14 protein-coding genes are annotated in these 11858 nt (G+C 67.1%); 2 read left to right on the top strand and 12 right to left on the bottom strand.

The window, feature by feature from the left end:
• Positions 1-81: 81 nt before the first annotated feature.
• From BUQ68_RS08970 to BUQ68_RS09025, 12 genes are all read right to left on the bottom strand, one after another.
• Entirely contained in the window at positions 82-915 is an 834-nt protein-coding gene (locus BUQ68_RS08970) for a flagellin N-terminal helical domain-containing protein (RefSeq protein WP_075215623.1), read from the bottom strand.
• 176 nt (positions 916-1091) lie between these two features.
• Complete coding sequence (locus BUQ68_RS08975; protein ID WP_075215624.1) at positions 1092-1925, bottom strand: flagellin N-terminal helical domain-containing protein; 834 nt, start codon at positions 1923-1925, stop codon at positions 1092-1094.
• Between the two features lie 398 nt (positions 1926-2323).
• Entirely contained in the window at positions 2324-3130 is an 807-nt protein-coding gene (locus BUQ68_RS08980) for a hypothetical protein (protein WP_075215625.1), read from the bottom strand.
• A 14-nt stretch (positions 3131-3144) separates the two neighbouring features.
• Positions 3145-3927 (bottom strand): glycosyltransferase family protein, encoded by a 783-nt coding sequence (locus tag BUQ68_RS08985; RefSeq protein ID WP_075215626.1) that lies wholly within the window; start codon positions 3925-3927, stop codon positions 3145-3147.
• Positions 3928-3951: 24 nt separating this feature from the next.
• On the bottom strand, positions 3952-4710 hold the full coding sequence (locus BUQ68_RS08990) for a hypothetical protein (protein ID WP_075215627.1): 759 nt from the start codon (positions 4708-4710) through the stop codon (positions 3952-3954).
• 72 nt (positions 4711-4782) lie between these two features.
• Positions 4783-5568: a hypothetical protein gene (locus tag BUQ68_RS08995; protein WP_075215628.1), complete on the bottom strand. Its 786-nt coding sequence runs from the start codon at positions 5566-5568 to the stop codon at positions 4783-4785.
• A 98-nt stretch (positions 5569-5666) separates the two neighbouring features.
• Positions 5667-6644 carry a glycosyltransferase family 2 protein gene (locus BUQ68_RS23650; protein WP_075215629.1) on the bottom strand — a complete coding sequence of 326 codons (978 nt, stop codon included), beginning with the start codon at positions 6642-6644 and terminating at the stop codon, positions 5667-5669.
• Between the two features lie 71 nt (positions 6645-6715).
• Positions 6716-7591, bottom strand: a complete 876-nt coding sequence (locus BUQ68_RS23655) for a hypothetical protein (RefSeq protein WP_075215630.1) — start codon at positions 7589-7591, stop codon at positions 6716-6718.
• 261 nt (positions 7592-7852) lie between these two features.
• Entirely contained in the window at positions 7853-8281 is a 429-nt protein-coding gene (locus BUQ68_RS09010) for a flagellar protein FlaG (RefSeq protein WP_075215631.1), read from the bottom strand.
• A gap of 228 nt (positions 8282-8509) precedes the next feature.
• A complete protein-coding gene (locus BUQ68_RS09015) occupies positions 8510-8992 on the bottom strand; it encodes a hypothetical protein (RefSeq protein WP_083656423.1) in 483 nt (160 codons plus the stop codon).
• A complete protein-coding gene (locus BUQ68_RS09020) occupies positions 8989-9297 on the bottom strand; it encodes a rod-binding protein (protein WP_075215632.1) in 309 nt (102 codons plus the stop codon). Before BUQ68_RS09020 ends, BUQ68_RS09015 begins: the two co-directional genes overlap by 4 nt.
• Positions 9297-10412 carry a flagellar basal body P-ring protein FlgI gene (locus tag BUQ68_RS09025; protein ID WP_075215633.1) on the bottom strand — a complete coding sequence of 372 codons (1116 nt, stop codon included), beginning with the start codon at positions 10410-10412 and terminating at the stop codon, positions 9297-9299. The genes BUQ68_RS09020 and BUQ68_RS09025 overlap by 1 nt, the downstream gene beginning before the upstream one ends.
• Positions 10413-10666: 254 nt before the next feature.
• On the opposite strand from BUQ68_RS09025, the gene BUQ68_RS09030 reads away from it, so the two are divergent.
• Both BUQ68_RS09030 and dksA read left to right on the top strand, forming a co-directional pair.
• On the top strand, positions 10667-11098 hold the full coding sequence (locus BUQ68_RS09030) for a flagellar assembly protein FliX (protein ID WP_075215634.1): 432 nt from the start codon (positions 10667-10669) through the stop codon (positions 11096-11098).
• 149 nt (positions 11099-11247) lie between these two features.
• Positions 11248-11664, top strand: coding sequence for an RNA polymerase-binding protein DksA (gene dksA, locus BUQ68_RS09035; RefSeq protein ID WP_075215635.1), 417 nt, complete (start codon positions 11248-11250; stop codon positions 11662-11664).
• Positions 11665-11858: the final 194 nt, after the last annotated feature.

The raw sequence follows: 11858 nt of genomic DNA on the forward strand, positions 1-11858 counted from the left end.
GCGGAGCGTCGCCGCCCCGCCCGTCCGGACGTTCGCTGTCGGGAAAGCGCCTCGCCGGCGCCGTCCCGGTTCCGATTCGGCTTAGCCGAGAAGCCGCAGCACGTTCTGGTCGGCCTGGCTGGCGAAGGACAAGGCCGTGGACGACAACTGCTGTCGTGTGTTGAGCGCCAAGAGTTTGGCGCCTTCCTCGTTCTGGTCGGCGAGCGTCAGCCTGTCGGAGCCGGTCTGCAGCGTGTTGACCATCGCCTTGGTGTAGTCCTGGCGGATCTGCACGCTGGAAAGGTTGGTACCGAAGGTCGACGCCTGGGTGCGCAGGGTGGTCAGCGCGGTATTGAGCGAGTCGATCGTGGTGTTGATGCTCGCGTCGCCGTCGTCGCCCACGGACCAGTCCTCGACCGCGGCCAGCGACAGGTTCGACACCGAGGTCCAGCTCACGCCGCTTATGGTCAGCGAGTTCTGGGCGTCGCTGGTGCGCTCGTTGAAGATCACCTTCAACTCGTCGCCGTTGAGGAGGTTCTTGCCCTTGTAGCCGGAGTCCTCGGCGATGTCCTCGATCTGCGTGAGCAGATTGTTGTACTCGCTGGCGAAGGTGTTCCGGTCGGTGGTCGAGGCGCTGGCGAGGGCCTGGTTGGCCTTGGCCTTGGCGCTGTCGACCAGCTTCTGGATGGCCTTAATGCCTTCGTCCGCGGCCTTCAGGGTCTGGACGGCCTGCCCCATGTCGTCGAGCAGCGTGGTCAAGTCGTTGGCGCGGTCGCTGAGGGCGGCGGCGGTGAAGAAGTTGCCCGGATTGTCGAGGGCCGAGTTGACCTTCTTGCCGGTCGCCAGGCGGTTCTGGACCACCTCCTGCACGCTCGAGGTCTGCTGCAGGGCCAGAAGGTTGGCGCGGACGCCGGCAGCAAGTGTGACAGAATTCATGTCGAAGATCCCGTTCTAGGCATTTCAACCGCCTCGTTCTGGGCGGCTCGGGATCGATCCTGGCGGCTTAACCTCAAAAATGCGTAAACCGGAATTGTTAAAGCGCGCGGCGACACCGGCGAGGGAAGCCCCCGCCGGTGTCGCATTTTGCGTGACGCGTTAAGTCTTCGCCGCGATCAGAACAGGCGGAGCACGTTCTGCTCGGCCTGCGAGGCCAGCGACAACGCTGTCGAGGCAAGGCTCTGGCGGGTCTGCAGGGCCAGAAGCTTGGCGCCTTCCTCGTTGCTGTCCGCGTTCACCAGCTTGTCGCCACCCTCCTGGAGAGTGTTGATCATGTTCTTGGTGAAGTTCTGCCGGTTCTCCACCACGGTCAGGTTCGTACCGAAGGTCGAAGCCTGGTTGCGCAGGGTGGTGAGGGCGGAGGTCAGCGAGGTCAGGGTGGTCTCGATGGCGGTATCGCCGTCGTCGTCCGCGGTCCAGTCGGCCGCTTCGGAGAGCGACAGGCCGCTGGAGGCGTCGCCGTAGCTCACGCCGCTGATCGACATGGTGTTCTTGTCGGTGCCAGTCTTTTCGTTGAACGTCACCACCAGGCTGTCGCCGGCAAGCAGGTTCTTGCCCTTGTAGCCGCTGTCGTTGGCGATGCCTTCGATCTGCGTGAGGAGGTCGTTGTACTCCGACGCGAACTTGGCGCGGTCGGTGGTCGACGACGTCTGGGCGGCCTGGTTCGCCTTCGCCTTGGCGGCTTCGACGAGCGTGGTGATGCTCTTGATGCCTTCGTCGGCGGCCTTCAGCGTCTGCACCGCCTGGCCCATGTCGTCCAGGAGGGTGGAGAGGTCGTTGGCGCGGTCGTTGAGCGAGGCGGCCGTGAAGAAGGAGTTCGGGTTGTCGAGAGCCGAATTGACCTTCTTGCCAGTGGCAAGACGGTTCTGGGTCTCAGACATCAGGTTGGCGGTCTGCTGCAGCGAGATGAGGTTCGCACGCACGCCCTGAGAGATAGTAACGCCAGCCATAGTTCTGGTCCTTTCTGGTCTTCGATACGCTTCTCGTCCTGAGAAGTGAGACCATTAGGCCGGCTGACATGTAATGATATCTGAATATATCTAGTTAACAGGCATACAGGTTAATCCGGAACTACTGTTTACCATATGAGATATACGATGAATGGGCTGTTTACGTTAAGCAAACGAAACGCTTAACTATAAGTCCGGGCGCGGTTTCGGCGAGTATATCTTTCATCAACCATCCCGTTTGCGTCTTGCGAGGCAAATTGCGACGGCTGCGAAAACCGGCATGAAGCCACAAGCGGCACGGAAACGGCCGAACGGGTGCCGCCGCGGCCGACAATCGGCAGCAAGGGCGGACCGGGGGAGGGTGGTCTTGGCGTGTGGCGCGGGTCGTAAGCGGCGGATCAGCGCTTCAGGGCGCGCCGGACCTTCATGCGCGCGGAAGCCTTGCCGGCGCGGCGGGCGGGGCCCACGTGATGGATGAACTCGTCGATCACCACTGAAAGGCTGCCGCCGCACTGGAGCCAGCGGTGACAGAAGGCATAGTCTTCGCCGAGCGTGACGGTGCCGGTGTTCGGTACCGCGTCGAAGCAGCGGATATAGCTGCCGTCGAGGCCCATGGCGCGCACGACCGCCGGGGCGGTCCGATCGTGGATGTCGGGAAGCGTATCCCGCATGGTCTCCAGCACGATGCGCTCGATCAGGAGGGCGCCCGTGCCGCACCGGCTGACCGGCGCGAAAGAGCCCTCATGATCGACCAGCCGCGGCGTGGTGCCGTCCTCCGCGTCGACGCCGATCCGGAACGCGTCCTTGTTGGGGATGTATTCGTTCGAGGCGATCTCGACGATGCGCATGTCGTTGAAGCGGCGCGCCATCTTGACCACCAGGTCGCCTTTCAGCGACCGCGCCGGATAGACCGCGCCGACCACCGGCTTGCCGCTGTCCAGCATCTTGTCCATCAGCGGCGGGAAGAAGCCCATGTCGCTGTCGAGGAAGAAGAGGTGCGTGAAGGTCGGGTCGTTCAGCACACGGGACGCGAAGATGTTGCGGACGAGGCGAAGATCGAAGGTCTCGATGAAGTCGAGTTCGAACCGCACGTCCGGCCGCCGCACCGCGTAGGTCTCGATCAGTTGCAGCACGCTCGAGCAATAGTCGGCGCAAAGGTCGCCGTTCGCGGTGGGCGTGGCAATCAGGATGCGGGCGGGCGCCATCGCGGGTCCTCGCGTCAGAGGAAGCCGAGCTTCAGCTTGCTGGCGAAATGGCCGATGAAGCGATGCTCGGAGAAGCGGGTGACCATGGCCTCCACGTTGGTCCAGATCTCGCCGCCGCAATCTTCCGTCCAGAAGCGCGCGAACCCCGCGCCCTCGGCCACCTCGTCGGCGCGCCGGATGGAGGCATGCTCGAAACACTCGATGATGAGGTCGCCGTCGTAGCCGAGCTTGCCGTAGTCGCTCCGCTTCTCGCGGATGACGATGTCGGGGCGCTTCTCGGCCAGCCGCTCCAGGGCGTCGCGGCGGATGAGGAGGATGCCGGCGCCGCAGGTCTTCACCCGGGCGAAGGCGCCGCGCATCACCGGCGCCGGGCCGTTGGGACCGGGTGCCAGCACAAGGTCCTCGTCGCCGCCCACATAGGTGGCCGCCAGGGCCTCCGCCATGTTGGCGTCATCCACCTTGCGCGCCGCCTCGAGGAAGGCCTGCCGGTCGAAGGTGCGGGTGGGGTAGGGGCAGGCGACCACCGGCTTGTCGAAGGTGATCATCTGCTCCACGGTCTCCGGCGAGACCGCCATGTCGGGATCCACCAGCAGAAGATGGCTGACGGCGGTGTCGGCGAGCGCCTGGCTCGCCAGCGCGTTGCGGCAGAAGCCCATCAGCGTGCCGCTGGCCAGCTTGTGCACCATCGGCGTGTTCGGCCGCTTGCGGCGCATGTGATCGATCGTCTTCACCACCATCTGGAAATGCACGGTGGTGATGAGACCACGGGCGTTCGGGGTGCCGAACAGGATCGCCATCGCAGTTTTTCCGCCTCAAGCGCCTCAGCGACCGCTGACGAGCTTCTGTTTCAGGTCGTAGTTGCCCGTCACCACCCGCGTCCCGGCATGGGTGACGAGCGCGTCGGTGGCGACCCAGAGTTCGCCGTGGCACTCCTCCACCCAGCGGCTGGTGAACGACAGGTCCTCGCCGAGGAGCACGCCTTCCGGGCTGCGGCGGGGCGCGAAGAAGCGCACGAACCCGGCCGGCCGGCCACCATTCGGGGCCTTGAGCGTCAGCGACGGGCAGAACAGGCGCATGGTCTCCAGCGCGTCCCGCCGAATGAGGAGAAGGCCCGAACCCGTCTGCCGCGCCGGGATCAGCCCGGCGTTGTTCGCCGCGCCGATCATCCGCTCCGGGGCGAGGTCGATGAGGTCCGGCGTGTAGGAGGCCGCGCACACCTCGGCCAGCATCGGGTTGGCGTAGGTGAGGGCCATGTCGCGCAGCCCGTCCAGGTCGCGGTGGCGCTGCGGGTAGATGGTGCCGATCATCGGCTTGTCGGCCGCCAGCAGCATGTCGATCAGCGCCGGCCGGAAGCCCATGTCCGTGTCGATGAAGAGGAGGTGCGAGTAGCTGTCGTCGTCCAGCACCCGGTTCGCCAGAAGGTCGCGGGCGGCGGCGATGTCGCGCCCCTGGGGCATCTCCAGCTCGAACCGGATGTCGGGGCGGGTCCGCATGTAGCTGCCCACCAGCGACAGGAGGGCGCTGCAGTAGGAGACTTCCACCTCGCCGTCGGCGGTGGGGGACCCGATCAGGATGCGCATGGTCACTCCAGGAAGGTCGGCGGGGCGGGCCGGGTCGAGCGGGCGGCCGCCGAACGGCGGCGGCCCGCCCGATCAGACGTGGCCCATCTGCAGCTTGGTGAGGAAGTGGCCGGCGATGGTGTCCTCCACGCGGCGCTGCACCGGCTCCACGAAGCAGGCCCAAAGCGCGCCGCCGGCCTCGGTCCAGCGCTTGGCGAAGGCGTCGTTATCGCCGAAGAGGGCGTCCGGGCCCTCCGGCATGGGGTCGAAAGCCTGTAGCACCGGGCCCTTGATGCCGAACTGGCGATAGGGATCGGCGCCGTCCGGCAGATAGATGTCCGGATGGGCGGCCTTCAGCGTCTCCATGGCATCGCGACGGATGAGCAGGAGGTCGTTGCCGAGCCGCGTCACTCGCATGAAGCCGTTCTGGAGGATGAGGTCCTTGGTGCCCGGCTCGTTCGGGTTGTCGGTGAGCATCACCGCGTCGCCGCCGCCGGCGTACTCCAGGGCGCAGATCTCCGCCTCCGCGCCGGTCGAAACCTCACGGGCGCGCACCGCGAAGGCATCGCGGTCGAGGGCGCCGGTCGGGTAGGTCGCGCCGAGCACCGGCTGGTCGAAGGCGAGCATGCGCTCCACGAGGCTCGGCCGGAACCCGATGTCCGGGTCGACGAGCAGCATGTGGCTGTAGTCCGGGTCGTTCAGCAGCACGCTGGCGAACGCGTTCCGCGCCCGGTGCACCACCGTCGCCTGGGCGATCTTCAGGTCGAGCGAGATGTGATCGTAGTTCTTCGCGAACGTGGTGAACAAGGTCACCAGGCTTTGCAGGCAGGTGGTGCTGACCGTTTGCCGGTAGGCCGGAATACAGACGAGAATCTTCATAGTCAGACTCCGATATGCTTTAAGAGACCATGAACCGGCAGGGTTAATGCAGGGTTAAGACCTGGATCCAGGATGGAATGCGGGTCTGCCGCCGATGATCAGCGGCTCGGCCACAGCAGAGTCGGCGCCAGCCGCGCGTGGACGCAGGCATTCGCCATCGCCGGGTGGACGCGCCGGCAGGCGGCGAAGCGGTCGCCGTCGAAGGCCGCGAAGGCCGCCGCGGCGCGGGCCTGGAACTCCGGCACGAGGTCATCCGGGATCTGCTTGTGCACCCACCCGAGGAAGCCGACCCGGAAGCTGCTGTAGGCCGGGTAGTAGGCGTCCCGGTCCGGCCGCCCCTCGAACAGCCGATCCACCTCGTCGAGCGCCGTGAACACGTCGAACCGCTCGCGGCCCTTCCGGTTGGTCAGCCGTTCGCCGCCGTCGCTGGCCCGGTAGCGCACGCCGACCTGGTTGAACGCCAGGAAGCGCTCCGCCTCCATGAAGCTCTGCCAGTGGGCGAACACGTCGTTCTGCACCCGCGTCTCGGAAAAGCGGAGGCCATAGCGCCGCGCGGCGGTCGTGCGGTGGATCTTGTTCCAGGGAAAGTTCACGAGGCCGAGGAAGCCCGCGCCGTCGGTTCCCTCGAATCCCACCAGCATCCGGCTGCCCATCTCCTTCGTCCAGATCTCCGCGTCGCCGGCCCCCATGGCGAAGGTCTCGTCGGGCGAATGGGTGAAGACGCTGTAGCGGAACAGGAGGAAGTCGCCGCCGAACTGGTCCAGGTGGCCGATCGCCGCCTCCAGGGTCGGCGCGACGATGCGGTCGTCCGCGTCGAGGAAGAGCGTATAGGGTGCGGTGACGGACAGCATGCCCCGGTTCCGCGCAGCCCCAGCGCCCCGGTTCTCCGACTGGCGGATCACGGTGACCCGCGGGTCCCGGCCGGCCGCGGCCGCCGCCGTGTCGGCCGTGCCGTCGGTCGAGGCGTCGTCCACGACGACCACCTCGGCGACGAAGGACGCGTTCAGAAGCTCCTCGATGAGAGGGCCGATGGTGTCGGCGCGATTGAAGGCCGGAATGACGACGGCGAGCTTCATGGCTGCGGCTCCGGGAGCATGGGTCTCAGGTCGGATGGTCGGCCGGGTCGGCTGCGTCAGGCGCTTCGACCTCAGGCGACGGCCGCGCTCGATCGGCCGGTGCCGGCCTTGCCCGTCCCCGCCTTGGCGGAGCGGAGCAGCGCCGGGATGTCCACGATCCCCCGCACGGCAGCCACCAGCCGGGCCAGCGCCTTGTCGTTCGCGCCGCCGGCGTTGACGCCGTCGTAGAGGTTGGGCGACGGCCCCATGGCGGGTGGAAACTCCCAGTGGCGGGAGCCCGCCGCCGCCGGCGACACCGGGATCGCCGGCACGCCGCCGAGAAGGGTCGCGACCCGGAAGGCGAGATCGTCCTGGGCCGGGGCGAGGGCGCTCAGCGTCTCCATCACGGCAGCGTCCGGAAAGGCGAGGGTCGGGTAGAGCACGCCGCCGCGTCCGGTCGGGAACACGCCGAGCCCACCCGCCGGATCGACGGCGGTGTCCCGGTGAACGAGCGGCCAGGTCTCGTAGGGCGTCATGCCGGTGGCGGTCGCGCCGGCGATGCGGGCGCGGTAGCAGGCGATGGCCGCCGCCGGTCCGGCCGCCCGCACGAGTCCCTCCAGCCAGCGCGGCGGGTAGAGCACGTCGTCGTCGGCGGTCGCCACCCATCCGGGCGTCCCGGCGAGGCGTTCGAGCGTCGGAAGCAGTTTGCGGTAGGGTCCGGTGTTCGGCACCACCATCAGCTCCACCCGCCCGGCCGCGATCTCGCGGCGCGTCAGCGGCGGCAGATCGTCCGGGCGCACGCCCTTGTCCAGCAGGTAGGGCTCCGGCGAGATGGCGAGCATCACCTTGTCGGGCCGCAACGTCTGCTCCAGAAGCGTGACGAGCACGTAGTCCAGGGCCGGCAGCCGGTCGCTGATGACCGCAAGAGAGACGAGGAGGGGGGCGCGGCTCATCGGAAGGCCGGGCAAGCGGTGAGTGTCCGGACCGTCGCGCCAGTGCCGGCACGGCTGTGGGCCGGAGGGACCACGGAAAGCGTCATGGCGGTGCGGCTCGTCTCTTCAGGTGGCATGTGCCGCCGAGAATCCGCCCGTCATGGTTAATTTACGGTTACACTTATGTGCATCCATGCCCGCCGAAGCCAGGCGCCGCAAATGACTGCGGCCCGTCCGACCAGGTCGGCGGGCGTTGTTCGATCAGGCCCCGCGCGGGGAGGCCGGCACGTTGCCTGATCAGGTCGTCACGTCCACGCGTCCCGCGTCCGTGCGGCTGCCGGTCACGCTGTCCCAGGCCTGGATGGCGGCCCGCATGCGCAGCACGGCCTCCTCCGGCACCTGCTGGACCACGTCGCCGGACTGCACGTCGATCTTCTTGAACACGAACTCTTCAGACTTCTTGTCGTATTCAACCTCGCGTTCGACTTCCCGCGATTCCGCGTTGGCCTTCTGCTTGTCGCGGTTGGCTTTCACGGATTCGGCTCGGTTCGCCCGTTCGTCGCTGGAGGAACGGGACTCGTAGCCTCCACGCTCGCTCTTGGGCGTGTCGGTCACGGCCGCCGGTCCCGCCAGATCGGTCCGGACGGCCGTTTCACTGGCGGCCGGCGCTCGCGGCGTCGGCGCGACCAGACCGGCCGCAGCCGGTTTGATGCTGCCGATATCCATTTCGGTGTCCTCGGTTCGGCACCAGACGATATCTGGCGCTCCAAGGCTCAATCTATCGGGGAAGTTTTGCGGACCCGTGTCCCGAATCATTCAAAATTGAACGATTCGGCGTTTTCTCGCGGAGATCCGCCCGCGCCGGCGTTTGGCGAACGGCCGGTTCCAGATCCTACTCAAATCTTACGGAATCCGGCCTGCGGCGAGAAATCGCCGAAAGCCGTCCCCTGCGGGTCAGAAATTGCGATCGACGGCGATCCCGCGCATGGTCGTGTCGACCAGTTCGCCGGGTCGGCCAACCCGCCCGTAGGTGGCGGGACGCTGCTGGGAGCCGACCTCCGTGGCGACCGATCGCATCAGGTCCTCCGCCACGTCGCGGGCGGTCGCCAGCACGGCGAGGTTGATCTGCACCTCGGCGCGGAACACGTCGTGCCGGCGGCGCAGCATCTCGGTGCTGCGCGGGGCGAGGCGGCCGAGGGATGCCACCTCGTCACGGGCCATAAGCATCAGCCGGGTGTACTCGGCCGTCTTCTCCGTCTTCAGGTCGGCGAGTTCGCCGGCCGCCTTCAGCCGACCGGCCTTCACCAGCGCCGTCTCCTCGCCGAGGAGGGTCAGAACGTCGTCCATTGCCGTGTTGAGCTGCCGGATCAGGGCCTCGGCCGTTTCCGGGGAGGTGATCTTCGGCTCGCGCGCGGGGGTACGCGGGGTACTCGTCATGCTGCGCTGTCCTCTTGAATCTTCAGAAGCTCGCGCGCGACCGGTTCGGCCAGTCCAAGGCCGCCCCGCGCCACGAGGTCTTTCGCATAGGTGTCGGTCAGCATCTCCCGCCACGTCTCCGCGCCGGTGCCGCCGCCGGTCAGGGGGTCGACCGGGATCCCCTGCCACATGGTTTTGAGGGCGTCCGCCACGAACACCGCCTCGAACTCGCGGGCGACCGCCATAGCCTTGTCGTGGCCGGCGCCGGCCTGGAGCCGCGGCATGGCGGCGGCACTGCGGATGGCGGCCGTGTCGAGCGCGTTCATCACATCACCTCGACTTCGGCCTGCAGGGCACCCGCCGCCTTGATGGCCTGGAGAATGGAGATCAGGTCGCGCGGACCGAGGCCGAGGGCGTTCAGCCCGTCGACCAGTTCCTGCAGGCTTATGCCCGACCGGACGACCGCGAGCTTGCGCTCGCTCTCGTCCAGCACGTCCACCTGCGTGCGCGGCACCACCACCGTCTGACCGTCGGCCAGCGGATTGGGCTGCGAAACTTCGGGATCTTCCGTCACCAGCACCGTCAAATTGCCCTGCGCCACCGCCACGGTGGACACCCGCACGTCCTGCCCCATGACGATGATGCCGGTCGCCTCGTCCACCACCACCTTGGCGGGGAGGTCGGGCTCGACGATCAATTGCTCGATGTCGGTCAGGAGATCCACGATATTCCCCTGAAATTTGGGCGGAACCGAGACGCGCACCGTGCCCGGATCGATCGGCTCGGCGACGCCGGTGCCCATCAGGTCGTTGATCGCGAGCGCGATGCGGCGGGCCGTGGTCAGGTCGGGGTTGCGCAGCGACAGGCGAAGGCTGCCCTGGGCGGCGAGCTGGTAGGGGATCTCGCGTTCGATCACCGCGCCGTTGGAGATGCGGCCCTGGGTCGGCACGCCGCGGACAATGGTGGCGGCATCGCCCTCCGCCTTGAAGCCGCCGATGGCGAGCGGCCCCTGGCCGATCGCGTAGACCTCGCCATCGGCGCCGAGCAGCGGCGTTACCAGGAGGGTGCCGCCCTGCAGGTTCTTGGCGTCGCCGAGGGCGCTCACCGTCACGTCGATGCGCGTTCCGTTGGTGGCGAAGGGCGGCAGGTGCGCGGTCACCATCACGGCCGCCGTGTTGGCCGTGCGCATGTTGGTGTCGCGCACGTTGACGCCCAAGCGCTCCAGCATGGCCTGCAGGCTCTGCTTGGTGAAAGGCGCGTTGTTCAGGCTGTCGCCGGTGCCCTGCAGGCCGACCACCAGGCCGTAGCCGATCAGCTGGTTCTCACGCACGCCTTCCACGTCGACGATGTCCTTGATCCGCGACGCGGCATCGGCCGCCGGGGCGAACCCGGCGACGAGAAGAAGGGCGAGGGCGGCACGGCCGATCCAACGGGAAAGCATCAGGGGTCCTCGATCGAGCACGGGGGGCGGCATGGCTCCGCGGTTGCCGTCGCAAGCCGCGTGCCATGATCATGCACGCGGAATTCGCGGCAAGTCGCTGAAGATGAAGGTGTTTCGCTTTCACGCTACCCGGCGGCGTTTGCCGATCGTCAACCGTCCCGGCAAGAACTGCCGGTCGCTTAACGGCCCGTTAACCCAACCGGACGGAAATTGCCGTGCGTGGAGAGCAGCGGGCGTTCATGGCGTGGAGTGACATGCGGATCAACGGGACGAGCCGAATCGTCGGGCCCCAGGCCGGAAGCGCCGCACGGCGCGCCGACGCCTCGGGTGCGGCGTTCGCGCCGGCGGCCCCAGACACGCCGGCCCGCTCCAGCGCCGCCACGCATTCACCCATGCTGGGCGGCCTCGACGCGCTCATCGCTCTTCAGGGCCTGGAGGAGGATCTGCCCCGCCAGCGCCGCCGGCGGGCGGTCCGCCGCGGGCACGACATCCTGGACGTGCTGGAGGAAATCCGCATCGCCTTCCTCGGCGGCGCCTTCTCCGGATCTGCCCTCGACAGGGCCGCGGTTCTGCTGGCCGCCCTGGAACCCAGCGGAGATCCGGCGCTCGATGCCCTGATCGAGGACATCGCCTTGCGTGCCGAAGTGGAACTCGCCAAGCAGGGCCGTTTTCTGGAACGGTCCTGACGGGATCTTCGAAACCTGCTGCAACAGCTTGACGATCAACGGCTTTTCCCGTGTTTGTGAAGAGTCGACGAAGATTGTCCTTAGCCGTTGTGGCAACGGCTTTGCATGGCTATATTCCGCCCCGCATTCGAGGCAGGAGAGGATATCGGATGTCGATCGACTTGGCGGAAGACTATCGGCCGACCGAAGACGAGCCGTTCATGAATGACCGCCAGAGGGAGTATTTCCGGCGCAAGCTGCTCACCTGGAAGGAGGAGATCCTCAAGGAGAGCAAGGAAACCCTGCAGCACCTTCAGGACGACAACATCAACCTGCCCGACATCGCCGATCGGGCATCATCGGAGACGGACAGGGCGATCGAGCTCCGCGCCCGTGACCGGCAGCGCAAGCTGATCGCCAAGATCGACGCGGCGATCAAGCGCATCGACGACGGATCCTACGGCTACTGCGAAGAGACTGGCGAGCCGATCTCGCTGAAGCGCCTGGATGCCCGGCCGATCGCCACCCTGTCCATCGAGGCGCAGGAGCGCCACGAGCGGCGGGAGCGCGTCTACCGGGACGACTGATCGGCATCCCGCCCGAACAGGTTTTCAAGATCCGAAGCCGGCTTTGCTGACGATTGAGGCGGCGTACCCTGACCGGTGCGCCGCCTTTTTGCCGTGTCGCTTTATTCCCATCGCGTCGACGGACGCGGCCGTTCCCCATCCGCGTCGACGGACGCGGCCGTTCCCTTGGGGCCAGGAACGGCCGCGTCCATCCG

It is taken from the genome of Mongoliimonas terrestris (genome assembly GCF_001927285.1).
GTDB lineage: Bacteria > Pseudomonadota > Alphaproteobacteria > Rhizobiales > Pleomorphomonadaceae > Chthonobacter > Chthonobacter terrestris.